The sequence below is a fragment of the Morganella sp. HMSC11D09 genome, assembly GCF_001807955.1.
GTDB lineage: Bacteria > Pseudomonadota > Gammaproteobacteria > Enterobacterales > Enterobacteriaceae > Morganella > Morganella morganii.
This window is the reverse complement of the sequence record NZ_KV791711.1, coordinates 273,577-296,792: the sequence shown is the minus strand read 5'-3', so window position 1 is coordinate 296,792 and position 23,216 is coordinate 273,577. Positions and strand designations below refer to the sequence as shown.

Annotated in this window: 22 protein-coding genes and 1 tRNA gene (1 of these 23 running past the window's edge); 22 read left to right on the top strand and 1 reads right to left on the bottom strand. The window is 51.3% G+C overall.

Annotation, left to right across the window (positions count from 1 at the left end; genetic code table 11):
* Window positions 1–488 precede the first annotated feature (488 nt).
* The 12 genes from sdhC to ybgE all read left to right on the top strand — a co-directional run bounded on the left by sdhC (window position 489) and on the right by ybgE (window position 14,362).
* Entirely contained in the window at window positions 489–878 is a 390-nt protein-coding gene (gene sdhC, locus HMPREF3119_RS16950; protein ID WP_015422545.1) for a succinate dehydrogenase cytochrome b556 subunit, read from the top strand.
* Window positions 872–1,231, top strand: a complete 360-nt coding sequence (gene sdhD / locus HMPREF3119_RS16945; RefSeq protein ID WP_004235642.1) for a succinate dehydrogenase, hydrophobic membrane anchor protein — start codon at window positions 872–874, stop codon at window positions 1,229–1,231. Before sdhC ends, sdhD begins: the two co-directional genes overlap by 7 nt.
* Complete coding sequence (gene sdhA / locus HMPREF3119_RS16940; RefSeq protein WP_004235643.1) at window positions 1,232–2,998, top strand: succinate dehydrogenase flavoprotein subunit; 1,767 nt, start codon at window positions 1,232–1,234, stop codon at window positions 2,996–2,998.
* A gap of 34 nt (window positions 2,999–3,032) precedes the next feature.
* Entirely contained in the window at window positions 3,033–3,749 is a 717-nt protein-coding gene (locus tag HMPREF3119_RS16935) for a succinate dehydrogenase iron-sulfur subunit (protein WP_004235644.1), read from the top strand.
* A gap of 461 nt (window positions 3,750–4,210) precedes the next feature.
* Window positions 4,211–7,015, top strand: a complete 2,805-nt coding sequence (sucA, locus tag HMPREF3119_RS16925) for a 2-oxoglutarate dehydrogenase E1 component (RefSeq protein WP_070580382.1) — start codon at window positions 4,211–4,213, stop codon at window positions 7,013–7,015.
* 14 nt (window positions 7,016–7,029) lie between these two features.
* Window positions 7,030–8,241, top strand: coding sequence for a 2-oxoglutarate dehydrogenase complex dihydrolipoyllysine-residue succinyltransferase (gene odhB, locus HMPREF3119_RS16920; RefSeq protein ID WP_004235646.1), 1,212 nt, complete (start codon window positions 7,030–7,032; stop codon window positions 8,239–8,241).
* Between the two features lie 148 nt (window positions 8,242–8,389).
* Entirely contained in the window at window positions 8,390–9,556 is a 1,167-nt protein-coding gene (sucC, locus tag HMPREF3119_RS16915; protein WP_070580380.1) for an ADP-forming succinate--CoA ligase subunit beta, read from the top strand.
* On the top strand, window positions 9,556–10,428 hold the full coding sequence (sucD, locus tag HMPREF3119_RS16910) for a succinate--CoA ligase subunit alpha (protein WP_004235649.1): 873 nt from the start codon (window positions 9,556–9,558) through the stop codon (window positions 10,426–10,428). The genes sucC and sucD overlap by 1 nt, the downstream gene beginning before the upstream one ends.
* An 803-nt stretch (window positions 10,429–11,231) precedes the next feature.
* Window positions 11,232–12,794, top strand: a complete 1,563-nt coding sequence (cydA, locus tag HMPREF3119_RS16905; protein WP_004235650.1) for a cytochrome ubiquinol oxidase subunit I — start codon at window positions 11,232–11,234, stop codon at window positions 12,792–12,794.
* Window positions 12,795–12,808: 14 nt separating this feature from the next.
* Complete coding sequence (gene cydB, locus HMPREF3119_RS16900) at window positions 12,809–13,951, top strand: cytochrome d ubiquinol oxidase subunit II (RefSeq protein ID WP_004235651.1); 1,143 nt, start codon at window positions 12,809–12,811, stop codon at window positions 13,949–13,951.
* Between the two features lie 13 nt (window positions 13,952–13,964).
* Window positions 13,965–14,072 (top strand): cytochrome bd-I oxidase subunit CydX, encoded by a 108-nt coding sequence (gene cydX, locus HMPREF3119_RS16895; protein ID WP_004235652.1) that lies wholly within the window; start codon window positions 13,965–13,967, stop codon window positions 14,070–14,072.
* 5 nt (window positions 14,073–14,077) lie between these two features.
* Window positions 14,078–14,362 (top strand): cyd operon protein YbgE, encoded by a 285-nt coding sequence (ybgE, locus tag HMPREF3119_RS16890; RefSeq protein WP_015422547.1) that lies wholly within the window; start codon window positions 14,078–14,080, stop codon window positions 14,360–14,362.
* A gap of 68 nt (window positions 14,363–14,430) precedes the next feature.
* Here the strand turns inward: ybgE and HMPREF3119_RS16885 are convergent, their stop codons facing one another.
* Window positions 14,431–15,324 carry a LysR family transcriptional regulator gene (locus HMPREF3119_RS16885; RefSeq protein ID WP_004235654.1) on the bottom strand — a complete coding sequence of 298 codons (894 nt, stop codon included), beginning with the start codon at window positions 15,322–15,324 and terminating at the stop codon, window positions 14,431–14,433.
* A gap of 91 nt (window positions 15,325–15,415) precedes the next feature.
* Here HMPREF3119_RS16885 and HMPREF3119_RS16880 point away from each other — a divergent pair, with 91 nt between their 5' ends.
* The 10 genes from HMPREF3119_RS16880 to HMPREF3119_RS16835 all read left to right on the top strand — a co-directional run.
* Complete coding sequence (locus HMPREF3119_RS16880; RefSeq protein ID WP_070580378.1) at window positions 15,416–16,789, top strand: MFS transporter; 1,374 nt, start codon at window positions 15,416–15,418, stop codon at window positions 16,787–16,789.
* Window positions 16,782–17,189 carry a hypothetical protein gene (locus HMPREF3119_RS16875; RefSeq protein ID WP_015422548.1) on the top strand — a complete coding sequence of 136 codons (408 nt, stop codon included), beginning with the start codon at window positions 16,782–16,784 and terminating at the stop codon, window positions 17,187–17,189. Before HMPREF3119_RS16880 ends, HMPREF3119_RS16875 begins: the two co-directional genes overlap by 8 nt.
* Window positions 17,190–17,615: 426 nt before the next feature.
* Window positions 17,616–18,008 carry a tol-pal system-associated acyl-CoA thioesterase gene (gene ybgC / locus HMPREF3119_RS16870; protein WP_070580376.1) on the top strand — a complete coding sequence of 131 codons (393 nt, stop codon included), beginning with the start codon at window positions 17,616–17,618 and terminating at the stop codon, window positions 18,006–18,008.
* A complete protein-coding gene (gene tolQ, locus HMPREF3119_RS16865; protein WP_070580374.1) occupies window positions 18,005–18,691 on the top strand; it encodes a Tol-Pal system protein TolQ in 687 nt (228 codons plus the stop codon). Before ybgC ends, tolQ begins: the two co-directional genes overlap by 4 nt.
* Before the next feature lie 14 nt (window positions 18,692–18,705).
* Window positions 18,706–19,131 (top strand): colicin uptake protein TolR, encoded by a 426-nt coding sequence (tolR, locus tag HMPREF3119_RS16860; RefSeq protein ID WP_004235659.1) that lies wholly within the window; start codon window positions 18,706–18,708, stop codon window positions 19,129–19,131.
* Between the two features lie 46 nt (window positions 19,132–19,177).
* Window positions 19,178–20,278: a cell envelope integrity protein TolA gene (gene tolA, locus HMPREF3119_RS16855; RefSeq protein WP_070580372.1), complete on the top strand. Its 1,101-nt coding sequence runs from the start codon at window positions 19,178–19,180 to the stop codon at window positions 20,276–20,278.
* A gap of 127 nt (window positions 20,279–20,405) precedes the next feature.
* Entirely contained in the window at window positions 20,406–21,698 is a 1,293-nt protein-coding gene (gene tolB / locus HMPREF3119_RS16850; RefSeq protein WP_004235661.1) for a Tol-Pal system beta propeller repeat protein TolB, read from the top strand.
* A gap of 43 nt (window positions 21,699–21,741) precedes the next feature.
* Complete coding sequence (pal, locus tag HMPREF3119_RS16845) at window positions 21,742–22,236, top strand: peptidoglycan-associated lipoprotein Pal (protein WP_004241622.1); 495 nt, start codon at window positions 21,742–21,744, stop codon at window positions 22,234–22,236.
* 9 nt (window positions 22,237–22,245) lie between these two features.
* Window positions 22,246–23,025 (top strand): cell division protein CpoB, encoded by a 780-nt coding sequence (gene cpoB / locus HMPREF3119_RS16840; RefSeq protein ID WP_015422550.1) that lies wholly within the window; start codon window positions 22,246–22,248, stop codon window positions 23,023–23,025.
* A 164-nt stretch (window positions 23,026–23,189) separates the two neighbouring features.
* Window positions 23,190–23,216, top strand: a tRNA-OTHER gene (locus HMPREF3119_RS16835) (it continues 48 nt past the right edge of the window).

Sequence of the window (23,216 nt, the reverse complement as noted above, 5' to 3'; positions counted from 1 at the left end):
GTACGGCGCATAGTGGGTTATCAGATTGTTAATGAAACTTTGTGTTGCGATAAAAGTTATGTTGTACAGCAAGATATTGTGCATTTTTTGCAAGTTACACTTTTGCATAAGTTTGCACTTACGGGAAGTCTTTCTTGCCGGTAATCGTCGTTTTAATTTTTGTATTTAACCACATAATGTAATTCAAATGTTGTCAGAATGTCACAAGTAATAATAATGGGCGTTTTTATTGTGTGAACCGTGATCTTATTCACTGTTCTGGCTAAATCTGACCAAACATTTTGTATGGGAATTGTAATCATATTGTGAAGTCCATATACTGCCTCAAGGTCTCCGGAATTCCCTGAAGCAGGAGCACCCAGCGTAACTGAATCATTACTTTTGTAAAACAATACGGATGTTGATTTTACTTAAGGATTGTTCTTATTTCCCCAGCGCTGTCTGATTTCCGCCCGGGTCCGGAGGAAGGAAAAATAATAAAGAGCTGTGTGGGCAAAATTGTGAAAAAACAACGACCTGTCAATTTAGACTTGCAGACGATCCACTTTCCGATCCCTGCAATCGCTTCAATTTTACACCGTGTCTCAGGCGTCATTACCTTCATTGCTGTAGCGATTCTGCTGTGGTTATTAGGGTTGTCGCTGTCCTCGCCGGAAGGGTTTGCGCAGGCTGCTGATATCATGAGCGGTTTCTTCGCGAAGTTTATCCTCTGGGGCATCCTCACTGCATTGGCTTACCACATCTGTGGTGGCATTCGTCACATGTTAATGGATTTCGGATTTGTTGATGAAACGCTGGCTGCCGGTATTTCATCCGCGAAGATTTCCATGGTTCTGACTGTGATTTTAGCCGTGTTGGCGGGGGTTCTGGTATGGTGAAAAATTCAAAAATCAGTGCGACCACGCTCGGCCGTAACGGGATTCAGGATTGGTTAATTCTGCGTGCCAGCGCCATTGTGATTACACTTTATGTACTCTACCTCGTCGGTTTTGTGGCTTTTACCTCTGACATCACTTATGACGTCTGGTACAGCTTCTTTACCGCTTCATTCACTCAGGTGTTCACCACCCTGACACTGATCGCCATTCTCGCCCATGCCTGGGTCGGGTTATGGCAGGTACTGACGGATTACGTCAAGTGCCTGAGCCTGCGCCTGCTGCTGCAATTTATTATCATTATTGTGCTGGCAGCCTATGTCATTTACGGTTCAATCATTGTGTGGGGTGTCTAAATGAGCTTACCTGTCAGAGAGTTTGACGCAGTTGTTATCGGTGCAGGCGGTGCAGGTATGCGCGCGGCACTTCAGATTTCTCAGTCCGGCCTGTCCTGTGCCCTGTTATCCAAAGTGTTCCCGACCCGCTCTCATACAGTATCCGCCCAGGGCGGTATCACTGTGGCGTTGGGGAATACCCATCCGGATAACTGGGAATGGCACATGTACGACACCGTAAAAGGGTCGGATTATATCGGTGACCAGGATGCTATCGAATACATGTGTAAAACCGGCCCGGAAGCGGTGCTGGAACTGGAGCACATGGGGTTACCGTTCTCCCGTCTGGACGACGGCAGTATTTATCAGCGTCCGTTCGGCGGACAATCCAAAGATTTCGGGGGCGAGCAGGCTGCACGTACTGCCGCTGCGGCTGACCGTACCGGTCACGCACTCCTGCATACTCTGTATCAGCAGAACCTGAAAAATCACACCACAATTTTCTCCGAATGGTATGCCCTGGATCTGGTGAAAAACCAGGACGGCGCCATTATGGGTACCACCGCTATCTGTATCGAAACCGGTGAAGTGGTCTATTTCAAAGCCAAAGCCACCATTCTGGCGACCGGTGGTGCGGGGCGTATCTATCAGTCCACCACCAACGCTCATATCAACACCGGTGATGGTGTCGGTATGGCGGTGCGTGCCGGTATTCCGTTGCAGGATATGGAAATGTGGCAGTTCCACCCGACCGGGATTGCCGGTGCCGGGGTGCTGGTCACTGAAGGCTGCCGTGGTGAGGGCGGTTATCTGCTCAATAAAGACGGCGAACGTTTTATGGAGCGCTACGCACCGAACGCCAAAGATCTTGCCGGGCGTGACGTGGTTGCCCGTTCCATTATGATCGAGATCCGCGAAGGCCGTGGTTGTGACGGCCCGTGGGGTCCGCATGCCAAACTGAAACTCGACCATCTGGGCAAAGAAGTGCTGGAATCCCGTCTGCCGGGTATCCTGGAACTGTCACGGACATTCGCCCACGTTGACCCGGTCAAAGAGCCGATTCCGGTTATTCCGACCTGCCACTATATGATGGGCGGCATCCCGACCAAAGTCACCGGTCAGGTTGTGACCATGAATGAGCAGGGCGAGGATGTGCTGGTTCCGGGTCTGTTTGCGGTCGGTGAAATTGCCTGTGTTTCTGTTCACGGTGCAAACCGCCTCGGCGGTAACTCTCTGCTTGACCTGGTGGTCTTCGGCCGTTCAGCCGGCCTGCATCTGAAAGAATCCATTCTGGAGCAGGGAGCAATGCGTGATGCCGGTGAATCGGATATCGATGCGGCACTGGCGCGTCTGAACCGCTGGAATAACACCCGCAGCGGTGAGGATCCGGTTGCTATCCGCAAGGCTCTGCAATCCTGTATGCAGCACAACTTCTCGGTATTCCGCGAAGGGGATGCGATGGCCAAGGGACTGGAAGAGCTGAAAGCCATTAAAGAGCGTCTGCAGTATGCGCGTCTGGATGATACCTCATCAGAATTCAACACCCAGCGCATCGAGTGTCTGGAGCTGGATAACCTGATGGAAACGGCGTATTCCACTGCAATGGCCGCCAACTTCCGTACTGAAAGCCGTGGTGCGCACAGCCGCTTTGACTATCCGGATCGCGATGATGCGAACTGGCTGTGTCATTCCCTGTACCTGCCGCAATCTGAAACCATGACACGCCGTGCGGTGAACATGCAGCCTAAGCTGCGTGACCCATTCCCGCCGAAGATTCGTACTTACTGATGTGTGGTGATGAGGCATTTGCGGAGAGAATACTATGAAAGTTGAATTTTCAGTTTATCGCTATAACCCGGATGTGGATAACGCACCACACATGCAGAACTATCAGCTGGATGTGGAAGAAGGCCGGGACATGATGGTGCTGGATGCACTGATTCTGCTGAAAGAGCAGGATCCGAGCCTGTCATTCCGCCGCTCCTGTCGTGAAGGGGTGTGTGGTTCTGACGGTATCAATATGAACGGCAAAAACGGTCTGGCCTGTATCACTCCGTTGTCGGCGCTGATGAAAGGCGGCAAAAAAGTGGTGATCCGTCCGCTGCCGGGCTTACCGGTGGTGCGGGATCTGGTAGTGGATATGGGGCAGTTCTACGCGCAGTATGAAAAGATCCGCCCGTATCTGATCAACGACAACAAAAACCCGCCGGCGCGTGAGCATTTACAGTCACCGGCGCAGCGTGAAAAGCTTGATGGTCTGTACGAATGTATCCTGTGTGCCTGCTGCTCGACATCCTGCCCGTCCTTCTGGTGGAACCCGGACAAATTTATCGGTCCGGCCGGTTTATTAGCCGCGTACCGCTTCCTGACGGACAGCCGCGATACCGAGACAGAATCCCGTCTTGACGACATCAGTGATGCTTTCAGCGTATTCCGCTGTCACGGCATCATGAACTGCGTCAGTGTATGTCCGAAAGGGCTGAATCCGACAAAAGCAATTGGTCATATTAAATCAATGTTACTGAAACGCAGTGCATAATTGACTTTATTCTGCTTAAGCGATTGATAATAATAAGATGCCTGCCCGGCAGGCATCTTTTACCAACCCGTAACAATAGGCATAATCTATCGCAGTAAGTGTTAGAAGCGACAATAAATGTAGTTAATTGTGATTAAGATGTGAGTTTTTTGGTTCAAATGTAAGTATGGTTATAGACAGCACAGGGATCTTCAGCAACGGTTATTCCGTTGCTAAAGGTTCCTCAGGGATACACAGAACATAAGATGCACAAGCACCACCCGGGAATCCTTTACGCACCGCAATGTATCGCGGTATTAGTTATCACGGCGAAAACTAAACCCGGCCTCATTCAGGTTGCAGGGCAGCGGCAGACGGGGAATCCGCAGAACAGAACCACTCTGTTTTCCGGACGGACACGCAGCCGGTACACCGCAGCCGGAAAGACAACGGGGATGAAGCTCTAAGCTTAAGGGATCATAATGCAGAACGGCGCACTGAAGGACTGGCTGGATTCCAGCTTTCTGGCTGGAGAAAACCAGGCCTACATAGAAGATATCTATGAAGACTATCTGAACGATCCGTCCTCCGTCGATGGAAGTTGGCGGGAGATTTTCGACTCACTGCCAAAAGCGGACATCACAGAACAACCTCATTCACAGACGCGCGACTACTTCCGTCGTCTGGCCAAAGATTCAACCCGCTACCACACTTCCGTCAGCGATCCGGCGATGGATTCCAAGCAGGTCAAAGTCCTGCAGCTTATCAACGCATTCCGCTTCCGCGGTCATCAGAATGCCAACCTTGACCCGCTCGGCCTGTGGAAACAGGAACCGGTTCCGGATCTGGACCCGGCGTTCCACAATCTGACCAAAGCCGATTTTGATGAAACCTTTAACGTCGGTTCTTTTGCCATCGGCAGCGAAACCATGCAGCTGAGCGAGTTGTTTGATGCATTAAAACGCATTTACTGCGGCTCCATCGGTGCCGAGTATATGCACATCACCAATACCGAAGAGAAACGCTGGCTCCAGCAACGTCTGGAATCCGTTGACGTCAGTAAGCTGTTCAGTGCTGATGAAAAACGGCGTTTCCTGGCGGATCTGACCGCAGCCGAAGGGCTGGAGCGTTATCTCGGGGCGAAATTCCCGGGCGCAAAACGCTTCTCACTGGAAGGGGGCGATTCCCTCATTCCGATGCTGAAAGACCTGATCCGTCATGCCGGTAAGCAGGACACCCGCGAAGTGGTGCTGGGTATGGCACACCGCGGTCGTCTGAACGTTCTGGTTAACCTGTTCGGTAAAAAACCGGCGGATCTGTTTGATGAGTTTGCCGGTAAACACAAAGATCATCTGGGTACCGGTGACGTGAAATACCATCAGGGTTTCTCGTCTGATTTCGTGACAGAAGGGGCTCAGGTACATCTTGCGCTCGCCTTTAACCCGTCTCACCTTGAGATTGTCAGCCCGGTGGTCATCGGCTCTGTCCGCGCCCGCCGCGACCGTCTGCCGGAAAGTCTGAGCAAAATGGTTCTGCCGATCACCATTCACGGTGACTCAGCGGTAACCGGGCAGGGGATTGTTCAGGAAACGCTGAACATGTCACAGGCACGGGGCTATGAAGTGGGCGGGACTGTCCGCATTGTTATCAATAACCAGATTGGTTTCACCACCTCCAACCCGAAAGATACCCGGTCAACGGAATACTGTACTGACATCATGAAGATGGTACAGGCACCGATTTTCCACGTGAATGCTGATGATCCGGAAGCTGTGGCATTCGTGACCCGCCTGGCACTGGATTTCCGTAATACCTTTAACCGCGATGTGATGATCGACCTGGTCTGCTACCGCCGTCACGGCCATAACGAGGCGGATGAGCCGAGTGCAACCCAGCCGATGATGTACCAGAAAATCAAACAGCACCCGACACCGCGTAAAATCTACGGCGATAAACTGATTGCCGAAGGTGTGGTCGCTGCCGGTGATGTGACTGAAATGGTCAATATGTACCGTGATGCGATGGATCGCGGTGACTGTGTGGTGGAAGAGTGGCGTGAAATCGGTAAAGCAGCGCTTACCTGGGAACCGTACCTGAATCACAACTGGAACGACAGCTACGCCAATAAAGTGGAACTGAAACGCCTCGGTGATCTGGCGCGCCGTATCAGTACCGTGCCGGAAGAAGTGCATATGCACCCGCGTGTCGAAAAAATCTATACCGACCGTGCGGAAATGGCGGAAGGTAATAAACTGCTCGACTGGGGTGCGGCGGAGAATCTGGCTTACGCAACACTGGTGGATGAAGGTGTTCCGGTGCGTCTGTCCGGTGAGGATGCGGGACGCGGTACGTTCTTCCATCGTCACGCGGTTATTCATAACCAGAGCAACGGCTCCTGCTATGTGCCGCTGATGAATGTCCATAACGCCCAGGGACGCTTCAATGTATGGGACTCCGTCCTGTCTGAGGAAGCGGTACTGGCCTTTGAATACGGCTATGCAACCACTGACCCGCGCGGCCTGACTATCTGGGAAGCCCAGTTTGGTGACTTCGCCAACGTGGCACAGGTGGTGATTGACCAGTTCATCAGCTCCGGCGAACAGAAGTGGGGCCGGATGTGCGGACTGGTGATGTTACTGCCGCACGGCTACGAAGGCCAGGGGCCGGAGCACTCCAGCGCCCGTCTGGAACGCTACCTTCAGCTTTGCGCGGAACAGAACATGCAGGTCTGTGTCCCGTCAACCCCGGCACAGGTTTACCATATGCTGCGCCGTCAGGCACTGCGCGGTATGCGCCGTCCGCTGATTGTCATGTCACCGAAATCACTGCTGCGTCACCCGCTGGCGGTCTCTTCTCTGGAAGAACTGGCCGAAGGTCACTTTGAAGCGGTTATCGGTGAAGCAGATGATCTGAATCCGGCAGATGTGAAGCGCGTTGTGCTGTGTTCCGGTAAGGTTTACTACGATTTACTGGAGCAGCGCCGCAAGAATAATCAGACGGATGTGGCTATTATCCGTATTGAACAGCTCTATCCGTTCCCGCATGAAGATATACATGCGATTCTTGCACCATTCAGCCATGTGAAAGATTTTGTCTGGTGCCAGGAAGAGCCGCTCAACCAGGGCGCGTGGTACTGCTGCCAGCATAATTTCCGTGATGCGGTTCCGGCAGGTGCGGCACTGCGTTATGCGGGCCGTCCGGCATCCGCCTCTCCGGCCGTGGGTTATACGTCTGTTCACCAGCAGCAACAACAAGAGCTGGTTAATGATGCACTGAACGTTGAATAAATTAAGGAAAAGCAATGAGTAGCATAGAAATTCTGGTTCCTGATCTCCCCGAGTCTGTTGCCGATGCCACCGTGGCAACCTGGCACAAAAAACCGGGTGACAGCGTCGAACGTGATGAAGTGCTGGTGGAAATTGAAACAGACAAAGTCGTGCTGGAAGTTCCAGCCAGCGATTCCGGCGTTCTGGAAGCGGTGCTGGAAGAAGAAGGGGCAACCGTCCTCTCCAGACAACTGCTCGGACGCATCCGTCTGGGCGACAGCACCGGTCTGCCTGCGGAAATAAAAGAAAAAGTACAGTCCACACCGGCACAGCGTCAGAACGCTGGTCTGGATGAAGAAACCAATGACGCGGTAAGCCCTGCTGTGCGCCGCCTGCTCGCAGAGCATGGCCTGAAAGCGGCAGATATTACCGGCAGTGGTGTCGGTGGTCGTCTGACCCGTGAAGATGTTGAGAAATATCTGTCTCAGCAGCCGAAAGCGCCTGCAAAAGCCGCCGCTGAGCCGGTTTCTCAGGCCGGTTTACCGCACCGCAGTGAAAAACGCGTGCCGATGACCCGTCTGCGCAAGCGTGTGGCAGAACGTCTGCTGGAAGCGAAAAACAACACCGCAATGCTGACCACCTTTAACGAGGTGAGCATGAAGCCGGTGATGGATATGCGTAAACAGTATGGCGAATCCTTTGAAAAACGCCACGGTGTGCGCCTCGGTTTCATGTCTTTCTATGTGAAAGCGGTGGTTGAGGCACTGAAACGTTATCCGGAAGTGAACGCTTCTATCGACGGTACTGATGTGGTGTATCACAACTATTTCGATATCAGTATTGCGGTCTCCACGCCGCGCGGTCTGGTGACCCCGGTCCTGCGTGATGCGGATGCGCTGAGCATGGCTGAAATCGAAAAACGCATTAAAGAGCTGGCTGTCAAAGGTCAGGAAGGCAAACTGACAGTGGAAGACCTGACCGGCGGTAACTTTACCATTACCAACGGCGGGGTATTCGGTTCGCTGATGTCCACACCGATTATTAACCCGCCGCAGAGTGCGATTCTGGGGATGCATGCTATCAAAGATCGTCCGATGGCGGTAAATGGTCAGGTGGTGATCCTGCCGATGATGTACCTGGCGCTCTCTTATGACCACCGTCTGATTGATGGCCGTGAATCTGTCGGATTCCTCGTGACCATTAAAGAGATGTTAGAAGATCCGGCACGTTTACTGCTCGACGTGTAATCAACCCTCATCCGGGCGGCATCGCGCTAAAACCGCTCGGCTGAACTCGCGACAGTGAATCTGTGTCCCTGCGCCGGAAAACCGGCGCTATCCAGGCAACAACAATAAGAGAGTCCGCTCTCATCAGACAAATTATGGATAGAACATCATGAATTTACACGAGTATCAGGCAAAACAACTCTTCACCCGGTATGGTTTACCTGCACCGGCAGGCTATGCCTGCTCCACACCCCGTGAAGCGGAAGAAGCAGCATCCAAAATCGGCAGCGGCCCGTGGGTCGTGAAATGCCAGGTTCATGCCGGGGGCCGCGGGAAAGCGGGCGGTGTGAAACTGGTTAAGAGCAAAGACGAAATTCGCGCGTTTGCCGAACAGTGGTTAGGCAAGCGTCTGGTAACCTATCAGACAGATGCACTGGGTCAGCCTGTGCATCAGGTGCTGGTGGAAGGCGCAACAGATATCGCCAAAGAGCTTTATCTGGGTGCCGTGGTGGATCGCGGCTCACGCCGCGTGGTCTTTATGGCCTCCACTGAAGGTGGTGTTGAAATTGAGAAAGTGGCACATGAAACACCGGAACTGATCCACAAAGCCGTGATTGACCCGCTGACCGGCCCGATGCCGTATCAGGGGCGCGAGCTGGCGTTTAAACTGGGCTTAACCGGTAAATTAGTCAGCCAGTTCACCAAAATCTTTATGGGATTGGCAACCATGTTCCTGGAGCGTGATCTGGCCATGGCGGAAATCAACCCGCTGGTTATCACCGCTCAGGATGAGCTTATCTGCCTCGACGGCAAATTAGGCATTGACGGTAACGCACTGTACCGCCAGCCGGAACTGCGTGAAATGCATGATCCGTCACAGGAAGATGCCCGCGAAGCACAGGCTGCACAGTGGGAACTGAACTATGTGGCGCTGGACGGCAATATCGGCTGTATGGTAAACGGTGCCGGTCTGGCAATGGGCACCATGGATATCGTCAAACTGCACGGCGGTGAGCCGGCAAACTTCCTGGATGTCGGCGGCGGCGCAACCAAAGAGCGCGTGACAGAGGCCTTTAAAATCATTCTGTCTGACGAAAACGTCAAAGCGGTCTTCGTTAATATCTTCGGCGGGATTGTCCGTTGTGACCTGATTGCGGACGGGATCATCGGCGCGGTTGAGGAAGTCGGTGTCAGTGTGCCGGTGGTTGTGCGCCTGGAAGGGAACAACGCGGAACTGGGTGCGGAAAAACTGGCGAAAAGCGGTCTGAATATTATTGCGGCAACCAGCCTGACGGATGCTGCGAAACGTGTTGTTGCAGCAGTGGGAGCGAAATAATGTCTATTTTAATCGATAAGAACACCAAAGTTATCTGTCAGGGATTCACAGGTAGCCAGGGGACTTTCCACTCTGAACAGGCAATTGCGTACGGCACCAAAATGGTCGGCGGTGTGACGCCGGGCAAAGGCGGTACAACACATTTAGGTTTACCGGTCTTTAACACCGTGCGTGACGCGGTGGAAGCCACCGGTGCGACCGCTTCTGTTATTTATGTTCCGGCACCGTTCTGCAAAGACTCGATCCTGGAAGCGATTGATGCAGGTATCAAGCTGATTATCACCATCACAGAAGGCATTCCGACCCTGGATATGCTGACCGTCAAAGTGAAGCTGGATGAAGCCGGTGTGCGGATGATCGGCCCGAACTGTCCGGGTGTTATCACGCCGGGTGAGTGTAAGATCGGGATCATGCCGGGACATATCCATCTGCCGGGCAAAGTGGGGATCGTTTCCCGTTCAGGTACGCTGACTTATGAAGCGGTGAAACAGACGACTGATGCCGGTCTGGGACAATCCACCTGTGTGGGTATCGGCGGTGACCCGATTCCGGGCTCTAACTTTATCGATATCCTGCGGATGTTCCAGAACGACCCGCAGACAGAAGCGATTGTTATGATCGGTGAAATCGGCGGCAGTGCGGAAGAAGAAGCGGCTGCCTTTATCAAAGACCACGTCACCAAACCTGTTGTGGCGTATATCGCGGGTGTGACCGCGCCGAAAGGCAAACGTATGGGTCATGCGGGGGCGATTATCGCAGGCGGGAAGGGGACAGCAGATGAGAAATTTGCCGCCCTTGAAGCCGCCGGTGTGAAGACGGTCCGCAGCCTGGCTGATATCGGTGATGCGGTAAAAGCGATTCTGAATAAATAATTCCTGCCATTATTATACAGCCGGAGCCGGTTCCATGCCGCTTCCGGCTGTTTTTTGATCTGAACACAATTCCGCCATTTCTGCCTGATTACGCGCTTTTACTCACTGCTTCCTGTTATTGCTGTTGTTTTAAGCAATTTTCTTAATTGTTCTGAAACGCCTGCTGTATCGTTTACACAGCAAAAAGTCTCAGGTATAAAAGGGCGTTTTTTATCATCTTGATTTATACTTAATTTTTGTGCCGAAAATGATTATTGTCGTGCGTTAATACAAACAGACAATAACAGTTTTAGTGATAATTTATTTATAATTGAATTATCCGGCTCATGAAATTAACCAGAATTACTGATGAAAATAAAAGGTTAATAAAAAGCGCATATATTATTGGTATTTTTCTGTCAGGTTGTATTTGTGTGTACATTACCGTAACAATAAAGTAACTCAATTACCATATATGCGATTTTAATTAACACGGAGAGGAAAAATTGACATAAATCAATCTATTGCACTGGCATTATTTCGGTGGTTTGTTTAAATTGTGGCAGATCAAAATAGCCGAAAATGACTACGCTGTGCATTATTTGATATATCCTCAGAATTCCAATCTGAATCACGCAAAAGCGGTTTATTGTGTGCAAATATAAGCGTACTATTATTAGGGTGTCTATTTAGGTGTTTTTTTTGTTACTAATTTGTTATTGCATTTAGAGGCATTTATTGCTGGTAGTTATGTTGCTTTCTTTCTTCAGGAAAGCTTGGGTTGCCGCATGTCGGTGTCTTCCTGCTAGGAGCAAGGAGTCAAGATGTTTGATATTGTCGAACTGTCGCGATTACAGTTTGCCTTAACAGCGATGTACCACTTCTTATTTGTACCGCTAACATTAGGGATGTCCTTCATGTTAGCGATCATGGAAACGGTATACGTCCTGTCCGGTAAACAAATCTATAAAGATATGACGAAGTTCTGGGGCAAGTTATTTGGTATTAACTTCGCTCTGGGTGTTGCTACCGGTCTGACCATGGAGTTCCAGTTCGGGACAAACTGGTCATACTACTCTCACTATGTCGGTGATATCTTCGGTGCGCCTCTGGCAATCGAAGGTCTGATGGCATTCTTCCTCGAATCCACCTTCGTGGGTCTGTTCTTCTTCGGCTGGGATCGTCTCAGTAAGAAACAGCACCTGATGGTGACCTGGTTCGTTGCGCTCGGTTCCAACTTCTCTGCACTGTGGATCCTGGTGGCAAACGGCTGGATGCAGAACCCGATTGCTGCTGATTTCAACTTTGAAACCATGCGTATGGAGATGCTGAGCTTCTCCGAACTGGTTCTCAACCCGGTTGCACAGGTTAAATTTGTGCACACAGTGGCTGCCGGCTACTGTACCGGTGCGATCTTCGTACTGTCTATCAGTGCGTGGTATCTGATGAAGGGCCGTGATCTCGCATTTGCAAAACGCTCTTTTGCGATTGCAGCAAGCTTTGGTATCGCCGCTGTGTTATCCGTTATCGTGCTGGGTGATGAATCCGGTTATGAAATGGGTGACGTACAGAAAACCAAACTCGCCGCGATTGAAGGTGAATGGCATACCCAGCCTGCGCCTGCATCATTTAACGTGATTGCGTTCCCTAATCAGGAAAAAATGGAAAACAGTTTTGCGATTGAGATTCCGTACCTGATGGGTCTTATCACCACCCGTTCAATTGATACTCCGGTTCTCGGCCTGCGTGACCTGATGGTGCAGCACGAAGCCCGTATCCGTAACGGTATGGTGGCGTATGATCTGTTACAGCAGCTGCGTGGCGGTAATACCGACCCGGCAGTCCGTGATGCCTTTAATCAGAGCAAAAAAGACCTTGGTTACGGCTTACTGCTGAAACGCTATACCGATAACGTCGGTCAGGCAACTGAAGAGCAGATTCAGGCAGCAACCAAAGACTCCATTCCGCGTGTCGCACCGCTGTTCTGGGCATTCCGCCTGATGGTGGCTGCCGGTGGTCTGATGCTGATCGTTCTGGGTCTGTCATTCCTGAGTGTACTGCGCAATCGTATCGGCAAGTCCAAATGGCTGCTGCGTGCTGCATTCCTCAGCCTGCCGTTACCGTGGATTGGTGTTGAAGCAGGCTGGTTCGTTGCTGAATATGGCCGTCAGCCATGGGCAGTCGGTGAAGTGTTACCGACAGCATATGCAACGTCACATCTGGCAGCCGGAGACATTCTGTTCTCTATGGCGCTGATTTGCGGCCTGTATACCTTATTCCTGATTGCTGAAATGTTCCTGATGTTCAAATTTGCACGTCTTGGTCCAAGCAGCTTAAAAACCGGCCGTTATCATTTCGAAACGTCCCCGGCACAAGACGCTAAGTAAACAGGAGCCCACTTATGTTTGATTATGAAATATTACGGTTTGTATGGTGGATCCTGATTGGCGTATTGCTGATTGGCTTCACTGTAACTGATGGCTTTGATATGGGCGTGGGTGTTCTGCTGCGTGTTATCGGCAGAAATGATACTGAACGCCGTATCATGATTAACGCGATTGCACCGCACTGGGACGGTAACCAGGTATGGCTTATCACCGCGGGTGGTGCACTGTTCGCAGCATGGCCGATGGTCTATGCGGCAGCATTCTCCGGTTTCTATATCGCAATGATTCTGGTCCTGGCGGCATTATTCTTCCGTCCGGTCGGTTTTGACTATCGTTCAAAACTGGAATCACCAAAATGGCGCGGTATGTGGGACTGGGGTATCTTTATCGGCAGTTTCGTACCGTCATTAGTGATCGGTGTGGCATTCGGTAACCTGTTACAGGGTGTACCGGTTGAAGTTAACTCCCAGCTGCAGGTGTCTTATGCAGGGAGCTTCTTCGGTCTGCTGAACCCGTACGGTCTGTTAGCCGGTTTAATCAGCCTGATGATGATCGTGGCGCACGGTGCAACTTACCTGCAGATGCGTACCACCGGTGATCTGCATGTGCGTGTGCGTAAAGCCACCACTATCACTGCTCTGCTGACATTTGTTCTGTTCGCGGCAGCCGGTGCATGGCTGATGTGGGGCGGTATCGATGGTTTCCGTGTTGTCTCTGACATCGACCATTTCGGTGCGTCTAACCCGGTCAATAAAGAAGTGGTACAGGAAGCAGGCGCATGGATGGCAAACTTCAATGCCTATCCAATCCTGTGGATCCTGCCTGCTATTGGTCTGGCATCACCTCTGCTGGTCGTGATGTTCACTGCAATGGATAAAGGCGCGTGGGCATTCCTGTTCACCTCGCTGACTATTGCCGGTGTGATCCTGACCTGTGGTACAGCAATGTTCCCGTTCATTATGCCTTCAAGCATCGACCCGAACGTTAGTCTGACCATGTGGGATGCAACCTCCAGCCTGTTTACTCTCCAGGTGATGACGGTTGTTGCGATTATCTTTGTACCACTTGTTCTCCTGTACACCATCTGGTGTTACGTGAAGATGGCAGGACGTATTGATAAGTCCTTCATCGAAGAGAACAAACATACATTGTACTAAGGAGCAGACGAATATGTGGTATTTTGCATGGATCCTCGGAACGCTCCTGGCCTGTAGTATTGCTGTTATTGCAGCACTGGCTATTGAGCACCACGAAGATAAAGCCGCTTCAGGCGAGTAAGACGGATGCTGGATAAGTCTTACCAACTACTGGATAAGGGTCCCTTACGGGCCCTTGTCCTGATAATGGCGTTGGGGCTGGCATTGAGTGTGATCTGGGATCCGTCGCGTTTTGCGGCAAACACCAGTTCATTACAGATCTGGCAGGGACTGCTGATGATCTGGGCTGTATGCAGCGGCGCAATTTTCGGTCTGGCATTCCGGCCGAAGCGCGCAATCTGGAAGATTCTGTTCCATCCGCTTCCGGCGGTGGTGATTCTGGGTTACGGCCTTTATCATTTTTTCAGCTGATATAAACGTTTATGACTAAAAAGCCGTTCATCTGAACGGCTTTTTTTCTTTTCTGTTTCCGCTCCGGTTCACGGATAGCGCAGTAATGCGGCATTATCTGCAAAAAAGCGGGCAAAATAATCAATAAACACCCGGACCTTCTGCGGCAGATGTGCCGCGGGCGGAAAGACCATATTGATGCTCTGATCCGGTACCGGCTGACGGGTGAATACCGGAACCAGTTTTTCCTCTGTCAGTTGCTCTCTGATATACCAGACCGGCAGCAGACTGTAACCCTGATGTGCCAGTGTCATGGTGCGGATCGCCTGAATCGAATTAGAGATAAACACCCGGTTGTCCGGCGCGGGCAGATGCTGACGCCAGTTGATACGGGCGGTCAGGTTGCTGTTGGCGATAAAGGGCAGAGCGGCGGGATCACTGCTTTCTGTCACGCGGTGTTGCCGGATAAACGCCGGTGTTGCCACATAACAGACCGGAAAGTCAGCGAGTTTGCGGAACCGCAGACCGCTGTCACTCAGCGTTCCCAGCCGGAACACCACATCCAGTTTCAGGGCAATCAAGTCACTCAGACTGTGATCGACGCGGTAATCTGCTCTGATCAGCGGATAGCGCTTTGTGAAAGCAGGCAACTGCGGCAGCAGAAATTGTCCGCCGAATTCTGCGGCGGCACTGAAACTCAGCGGTCCCTGTGGTTGTGCTGTCCCCGTTCTGACGGCATCCATCGCGCTGTCGAATTGTTGTAACAGTGGTTTGAATTGCTGATACAGCGCCTGTCCTGCTTCCGTCAGCGTAAACTGCCGTGTGGTCCGGTGCAGCAGTGTGGTGCTGAGTTCAGACTCCAGGGCTTTGATATGCAGGCTGACCACCGATTTGCTCAGATTCAGGCGTGCAGCGGCCCGGGTAAAGGAACCGGTATCCACAACATAAATAAAGGTATTGATCTTCTCAACGGCTGTCAGCATAAGATTGTTTCGTTTTTTCAAACAGTATTGTCTATATTGATGCATAGACGGCTGCGGTCAACTGCTTTTACACTGCCGGCCGGAGGAAACCATGACTTATCGTTACCGTATCGCCCTGATTTTTTTACTGGGCTTTTTTATTGATTGTATCAATATCTTTATGTCGGCCATCACACTGCCTGCTATTGCAGAGGCCATGCAGGTGTCATCCCTGTCGGTGACCTGGGTGGCAAACAGCTATATTCTCGGACTGACACTGATTATCCCGCTCAGCCCCCGTCTGGCGGCCCGTTTCGGGATCCGCGAACTGATGACGGCCTCAATGCTGCTGTTTGCCGCAGCGGCAGTACTGGCAGGCAGTGCGGAATCCTTTACTTCACTGATTTTCTGGCGTTTTTTACAGGGTGTGGCAGGCGGATTACTGATCCCTGCCGGGCAGTCACTGACTTTTCAGTATTTTCAGGGGCGTGAGCGGAGCAAAATCTCCACCATTATTATGATGATCGCGCTGATAGCACCCGCGCTTTCCCCGATGGCCGGGGGGAGCATTGTTGACTTCGCCGGATGGCGGCCTGTCTTTTATGTCAATGCGCCGGTGGCACTCTTTACGGCACTGCTGGCCTGGTGCTGGATCCGTGAACCGAAAACCACTGCCGGAGAAGCACCGGATCTCAAAGGGCTGCTTCTGGTCAGCCTGACGCTGGCATCCCTGCTGATTGCCCTCTCATTGTACGGGGAATACCACAATATCACCGGCGCACTGGCGCTGGGCGGGCTGATGCTGTTCAGTGCCGGGCTTTATTACCGCCATTACCGGCAGACTCCGCAGGCGATTATTGATTTATCGCTGCTGAAAAATACACGGCTGTGGCTCTCGGTTGCGGTGTATTACGCGGTACCGGGCGTATTCACCGGGGCGAACATCCTCGCTATCTTTTATCTGACCACGGTTCCCGGCCTGAGTACTGCGGTGACCGGTGCGTTTATGCTGCTGTATGCGGCGGGTGCCATGGTGGCGATGCTGATTAGCGGTGCGGTGTATAACCGGACCGGTGCCGGGCGTCTGTTTATTATCAGTCTGCTGCTGCACAGCGGCGGTATCGCGCTGTTTGCCCTGACAGACAGCCACACACCGCTGTATTTCATCGGCCTGATTTATTTGCTGACCGGCACCGGCGGCGGTATTGCCGCAAACTGCGCACAAACTACTGCATTGTATGATTTTCACGGCGCACAGCTGAACAAAGCCAGTGTGATCTGGAATATTAACCGTCAGGTGGTGTTCAGTATTGGTGCTGCCGTCATGATGACGCTGTATCAGACCCTGAATGCGGTTGCCCCGGGACAGGCATTTGCCCTGACATTTCTGGGAGGCGCACTGGCTGGGCTTATCCCGCTGATTTTCCTGGTCCGCCCGCAGTTCCGTACTTCATTAAAACCCGCAGAGGAGATTATTCGTGAGTAATACCATATTTCAGCAGGCGTGTGACGAAATCCATCATGTCCATGACCTGATTTTTAAAACATTTACTGTCCCGGGCGCAGAAGGGCAGGCGGCACTGTCTGAATTGCTGACCCATTTCACTCCTGAGTTTTCCATGACCGGTATCAGCGGGGCAGTGATTGATCTCGCGGCGGTGACGGCGATGTTTACCCGTATACAGGGTCAGAGACAGGGAGCACCGATTGAAACGGCGGAGTATCAGTGCGTCAGCCTGACAGAAAACACCATATCCGTGCGCTATCAGGAGACACAGCACTTTGCCGGAAGCACCACAGCACGGCGCTCGCTGGTGATTCTCCGCCGGGAGGAGAACGGGAAATGGCGGTGGCATTATTTACACGAAACACCGCTGTCTGCCTGAAATAGCGCCGGTGGCGTTTTCAGCCGGTAAATGCGGACGGAAATCCTGTTTTTATAAGATAAAAATAAGGTGATTTAATTTATGTAATTACAATAAGTTAGATTACGCGGTAAATAAATCGGTAGCACAAAAATCCGGATAATTCCGGATTTTTGCGTATTCATGGGGAAAAATGTCTTTTAATAAGTGTTTAATGATAGCTTTCAGAGCAAAAAATAACGCCCCTAAGGTGTTGTAATACGTAACAAAATATTTTTTCATCTCAACCCTTCCGGGGGCTTGCGTGTTGGATAAAGGCGAGTATGATTAGCGCGCGGACAAACGGGCTTTTCTTATCTTTACGAACTAAGCATTTTCAATACGTTTGCTCTTCACGTATAGTTTGCAAAGCATGTTGTCTGATAAAGGTAAGTTGCGGGATATTCAATGTTCAGTTGGCCAATACGGGTTTATTACGAAGATACCGATGCTGGTGGTGTGGTATACCACGGGCAGTATCTTGCATTTTTCGAGCGCGCCAGAACCGAAATGTTACGGGAACGGGGCTTTCATCAGCAGCGTCTGCTGGAAGAGCAGCTCGGCTTTGTGGTCCGCAAATTAACTATCGATTACCACCATCCGGCAAGGTTAGACGATCTGTTAGAGGTACGCAGTGAGATCACCGACATCCGTCGTGCGTCTCTGACATTTACGCAGACACTTATGCATAAAAACGGAACTCTTTTATGTCGCGCAGAGGTACTGGTCGCCTGCGTGAATATTTCTTTAATGAAGCCGGTAGCGCTTCCTGAGTCTATTGTCGCGGAGGTTAAGCAGTGACTGACATGAATATCTGGGATTTATTCCTGAAAGCAAGTTACCTCGTGCAATTTATCATGCTGGTATTGCTGGGCTTTTCTGTTGCCTCGTGGGCCATTATTATTCAGCGCACCAAAGTCCTGAATGCGGCCACCCGTGAAGCAGAAGCGTTTGAAGACAAATTCTGGTCAGGAATCGAACTGTCCCGTCTGTATAAAGAAAGCCAGGCCCGCCGTGATGAACTGAGCGGTACTGAGCAGATCTTCTACTCCGGCTTTAAAGAATTTGCCCGCCTGCATCAGGCGAATGTGCACTCTCCGCAGGCGGTGGAAACCGGTGCGGCGCGTGCAATGCGCATCTCCATGAACCGTGAGATGGAAAATCTGGAAAACCACATCCCGTTCCTTGGTACTGTCGGTTCTATCAGCCCGTATATCGGTCTGTTCGGTACAGTATGGGGGATCATGCACGCCTTTATCGCACTGGGTGCGGTAAAACAGGCAACATTACAGATGGTGGCACCGGGTATTGCGGAAGCACTGATTGCAACAGCAATCGGTCTGGTTGCGGCAATTCCTGCGGTTATGGCATACAACCGTCTTAATCAGCGCGTGAATAAATTAGAACAGAATTACGACAACTTCAGCGAAGAATTTCTGGCGATTTTACACCGTCAGGCCTTTGCTACTGCTGATAAGAAATAAGGCAGGAGATTATCATGGCACGTCATCGCGGACGCCGGCGGGAGCTGAAATCCGAAATTAACATTGTTCCTTTACTGGACGTGTTACTCGTGTTGCTGCTGATCTTCATGGCAACAGCGCCGATCATCAGTCAGAGTGTGGAAGTGGATCTGCCGGATGCCTCCGATTCACAATCCGTTTCCACCAATGATAATCCGCCGGTGATTCTGGAAGTCTCCGGTGTCGGCCGCTACACCCTGGTCGTGAAGCAGGATCGTCTGGAACTGTTACCGGAAGAGCAGATCATTGCTGCGGCAAAACAGTATCTGGCTGAAGATCCGAAGACTATTTTCCTGGTCGGCGGTGCCAAAGATGTGCCTTACGAAGAGATTATTAATGGCCTGAATATTCTGAAACAGGCCGGAGTGAAATCTGTGGGCCTGATGACGAAGCCGATGTAAGGTTTGTTATGCAGATGTTTTCACTCAGAAGGTTAGGGAATTAAGCGTGGGAAAGCTGAAAGAGCGTAAAGATAAATTAAATCGTTCTGTCATCACCTCTGTGGTGTTGCATCTTTTGCTGATTGCGCTTGTGATCTGGGGATCCTTTGTAACCAAATCAGGGCTGACCGGCGGCGGTGAGGGCGGTCAGGTGATCGACGCCATTATGGTTGATCCGAACGCCATGGTTGAAAATTTTAACCAGCAGCAACAGCAGCAGGCCAACGCAAAACAGGCTCAGGCGCAGCGCGAGAAAAAGGCGAAGCAGCAGGAAGAAGAATTACGTCAGAAAGAACTGCGTGAGCAGGAGCGCTTAAAAGCAATTGAAGAAGAGCGCCTGAAGACCGAACAACAAGTTGAAGACCAGAAAAAACAGGCTGAAGAGCAGCAAAAACAAGCTCAGGAAGCCGTGAAGAAAGCCAAAGAAGAGCAAAAGCTGGCGGAAGAAGCCGCTGCCAAAGCTCAGGCTGAAAAAGAAAAAGTGATTAAAGAGCAGGCACTGGCGAAGAAACAGGCTGACGAAAAAGCTGCCGCACAGAAAGCCGCTGAAGAAGAAAAAGCCAAAGCCGAAAAAGCGGCTCAGGAAAAAGCAGCCAAGGCCGAAGCCGCTAAAGCGGAAGCTGCCAAAGCAGAAGCTGCCAAAGCAGAAGCCGCAAAAGCTGAAAAAGCAGCCAAAGACAAAGCAGCTAAAGAGAAAGCCGCCAAAGCCGCAGCGAAAAAACAGGCCAGTGAAGTCGATGACCTCCTCGGCGGACTGGCGTCCAACGCTCCGGGTACAGAAAGCGGCGGTGCATCCGCAGCCGGTCAGGGCGGTGGTAAGAAGAGCGGAACAAACTCGGATGGCGATATGAACGGTTATACCGCACAGGTCCGGTTAGCGATTCAGGCGAAGTTCTATAATGCGGATATGTACCGCGGTAAAACCTGTACGCTGGAAATTAATATCACTGATAAAGGTACGCTTATCAGTGTGAATGCGGTCGGTGGTGATGACGGTTTATGTCAGGCCGCACTCGCGGCGGCCAAACAGGCTCGTATTCCTGCGCCGCCGAGCAAATCGGTCTGGCAGCAGTTTAAGAATACCAAACTGGACTTTAAGCCGGAATAAGCTGTAATACAGCGTGACGAACCAGATATATCCGGGTATTAGTTTTTACTGTGGTATCTGGTTTTGGTTATGAACGTTTGTTAAAATACGGGTTTGATGCGGGCATTGGCGCAACGAGGGAGAGAGAATGAAGCAGGCAGTTAAATACATGCTCGGTTTTCTGATGCTGTGGGCGGCAGTTGCTCAGGCTGAAGTTCGTATCGAGATTACTCAGGGTGTTGATTCAGCACGTCCTATCGGCATTGTACCTTTCCAGGTCGCCGGCGGCGGCGCTGTACCGGAAGAAGTCGGCGCTATCATTGCTGCTGACCTGCGTAACAGCGGGAAATTTAACCCGATCGACCCTAACCGTATGCCGCAGTTACCGGGTACCGCGTCTGAAGTGGTTCCTGAGTCCTGGACGGCGTTAGGCATTGATGCTGTTGTTGTCGGCCAGGTTCAGCCGGGTGCTGACGGCAACTATCTGGTGAGCTACCAACTGGTGGATACCTCCGGTTCCCCGGGCAGCGTGCTTGCACAGAACCAGTTTAAAGTCACCAAACAGTGGCTGCGTTATGCGGCACACACTGCCAGTGATGAAGTATTTGAGAAATTAACCGGTATTCGTGGTGCATTCCGTACCCGGATCGCTTATGTGGTGGTTAAAAACAGCGGTGACTATCGTCACGAGCTGCGCGTGTCTGATTATGACGGCTACAACCAGTTCACCGTTCACCGTTCACCTGAGCCGCTGATGTCACCGGCATGGTCACCGGATGGCGAGAAACTGGCGTATGTTACCTTTGAGAGCGGAAGTTCAGCCCTGGTTATTCAGAATCTGTCCAGCGGACAGGTGCGTCAGGTTGCTTCATTCCCGCGTCACAACGGTGCACCGGCATTTTCACCGGACGGAACCAAACTGGCATTTGCGTTATCAAAAACCGGTAGTCTGAATCTGTATGTGATGGATCTCGGCTCAGGCCAGATGCGTCAGGTAACAGATGGTCGCAGTAATAACACCGAACCTTCATGGTTCCCGGACAGCCAGACGTTAGCGTTCACGTCTGACCAGGCTGGTCGTCCGCAGATCTATAAGGTTGGTATTAATGGCGGTGCGCCTGAGCGCCTGACGTGGGATGGGACTCAGAACCAGAATGGTGACGTCAGTGCTGACGGCAGTTTCCTGGTAATGGTCAGTTCAGGCGGCGGGAAACAGCATATCGCCAAACAAGATCTAGTAGCGAACAATTTCCAGATTTTAACGGATACGTTCCTAGATGAAACGCCAAGTATCGCACCTAACGGCACTATGGTTATTTATAGCTCCTCACAAGGTATGGGAACTATATTGCAGCTGGTTTCGACCGACGGGCGTTTCAAAGCGCGTCTTCCGGCGACTGACGGACAGGTAAAATTCCCTGCCTGGTCGCCGTATCTGTGATGCATTAAAAATATGTATGGCAAATTATAAAAGGATCAAAGAGATGCAACTTAACAAAGTGCTTAAAGGGCTGATGTTAGCTTTACCTGTTCTGGCTGTTGCTGCATGTAGTTCTAACAAAAACGACCAGGCGGATGCGGGCACTGTCGACAATGGCGCAAACGCCGGTATGTCTGCGGAAGAACTGGCACGCCAGCAGCTGCAGGAACTTCAGAACAACAATATCGTATACTTCGGTTTCGACAAATACGATATCTCTCCTGAATTCCAGCAAATGCTGGATGCACACGCTGCATTCCTGCGCAACAACCCTTCTTACAAAGTAACTGTAGAAGGTCATGCTGACGAACGTGGTACTCCTGAGTACAACATCGCACTGGGCGAGCGTCGTGCTAACGCAGCGAAAATGTACCTGCAGGGTAAAGGCGTTAACGGCGAACAAATCTCTATCGTTTCTTACGGTAAAGAGAAGCCGGCAGTTCTGGGTCACACCGAAGCTGACTACGCTAAAAACCGTCGTGCTGTAATCGTATACTAAGAGATATACATGAAAAGTAACTTCAGACGCCTGATGGTGAGTCTGTCGTTATTGATAGGTGTAGCGGCCCCCTGGGCCGCTATTGCTCAGGCACCCATCATCAATATCGGCTCAGGCTCCACTGATGACCGCCTCACGCAGCTCGAGCGTATTTCTAACGCTCATGGTCAGCTGTTAACCCAACTTCAGCAACAAGTCATGGACAACCAGCGCGATATCGACATGCTGCGCGGGCAAATCCAGGAAAGTCAGTACCAGCTGAATCAGTTGACAGAACGCCAACGCGAACTTTTCTCACAGGTGGATTCCCTCACCGGTGGCGGCAGTGCATCAACAGATAATACATCCGCGGCATCCGGTAATACGGACTCTGCGGGTACTGCCGCAACCTCAGCTCCTGCTGCTGCAAGTAAGGGCAATGAGAAAGATGACTATAACGCCGCGGTAAACATGGCGATGAACACCAAAGATTATGATGGTGCAATCAGCGCATTTCAGAGTTTTATCCAAAGCTATCCGAAATCCGGTTATCTTCCTAATGCCAATTACTGGTTAGGTCAGATGAACTACAACAAAGGCAAAAAAGATGACGCCGCGGCGTATTTTGCTTCTGTGGTAAAGAACTGGCCGAAATCCCAGAAAGCAGGGGAGTCCTTCTATAAAGTCGGGCTGATCATGCAGGAGAAAGGGGATAAAGCGAAAGCGAAAGCGATTTATCAGCAGGTTGTCGCAAAATATCCGGGCTCTTCCGGTGCGAAACTGGCTGAGAAAAAACTGGCTGGTTTATAACCGCCGGTTTATTTTTTTGCTCAGAGTATAGCCCCGACCGGAGAGTTTTTTGCTCAACCGGGGCTAAGTGAGTGAATTATAAGCGTTTGAATAAGTTAATTTGAAAAAATCGTTGCACCGGCCGGATAAATCAGTATTATATCGTGCCGTTGGCAAGAGAGTACGGGTCGTTAGCTCAGTTGGTAGAGCAG

Bases quoted from the DNA above. Each gene is read 5' to 3' on its own strand.
- sdhD (WP_004235642.1), top strand. From the start codon at position 872: ATGGTGAAAAATTCAAAAATCAGTGCGACCACGCTCGGCCGTAACGGG.
- sdhA (WP_004235643.1), top strand. From the start codon at position 1,232: ATGAGCTTACCTGTCAGAGAGTTTGACGCAGTTGTTATCGGTGCAGGC.
- HMPREF3119_RS16935 (WP_004235644.1), top strand. From the start codon at position 3,033: ATGAAAGTTGAATTTTCAGTTTATCGCTATAACCCGGATGTGGATAAC.
- sucA (WP_070580382.1), top strand. From the start codon at position 4,211: ATGCAGAACGGCGCACTGAAGGACTGGCTGGATTCCAGCTTTCTGGCT.
- odhB (WP_004235646.1), top strand. From the start codon at position 7,030: ATGAGTAGCATAGAAATTCTGGTTCCTGATCTCCCCGAGTCTGTTGCC.
- sucC (WP_070580380.1), top strand. From the start codon at position 8,390: ATGAATTTACACGAGTATCAGGCAAAACAACTCTTCACCCGGTATGGT.
- sucD (WP_004235649.1), top strand. From the start codon at position 9,556: ATGTCTATTTTAATCGATAAGAACACCAAAGTTATCTGTCAGGGATTC.
- cydA (WP_004235650.1), top strand. From the start codon at position 11,232: ATGTTTGATATTGTCGAACTGTCGCGATTACAGTTTGCCTTAACAGCG.
- cydB (WP_004235651.1), top strand. From the start codon at position 12,809: ATGTTTGATTATGAAATATTACGGTTTGTATGGTGGATCCTGATTGGC.
- cydX (WP_004235652.1), top strand. From the start codon at position 13,965: ATGTGGTATTTTGCATGGATCCTCGGAACGCTCCTGGCCTGTAGTATT.
- ybgE (WP_015422547.1), top strand. From the start codon at position 14,078: ATGCTGGATAAGTCTTACCAACTACTGGATAAGGGTCCCTTACGGGCC.
- HMPREF3119_RS16885 (WP_004235654.1), bottom strand. From the start codon at position 15,324: ATGCTGACAGCCGTTGAGAAGATCAATACCTTTATTTATGTTGTGGAT.
- HMPREF3119_RS16880 (WP_070580378.1), top strand. From the start codon at position 15,416: ATGACTTATCGTTACCGTATCGCCCTGATTTTTTTACTGGGCTTTTTT.
- ybgC (WP_070580376.1), top strand. From the start codon at position 17,616: ATGTTCAGTTGGCCAATACGGGTTTATTACGAAGATACCGATGCTGGT.
- tolR (WP_004235659.1), top strand. From the start codon at position 18,706: ATGGCACGTCATCGCGGACGCCGGCGGGAGCTGAAATCCGAAATTAAC.
- tolB (WP_004235661.1), top strand. From the start codon at position 20,406: ATGAAGCAGGCAGTTAAATACATGCTCGGTTTTCTGATGCTGTGGGCG.
- pal (WP_004241622.1), top strand. From the start codon at position 21,742: ATGCAACTTAACAAAGTGCTTAAAGGGCTGATGTTAGCTTTACCTGTT.
- cpoB (WP_015422550.1), top strand. From the start codon at position 22,246: ATGAAAAGTAACTTCAGACGCCTGATGGTGAGTCTGTCGTTATTGATA.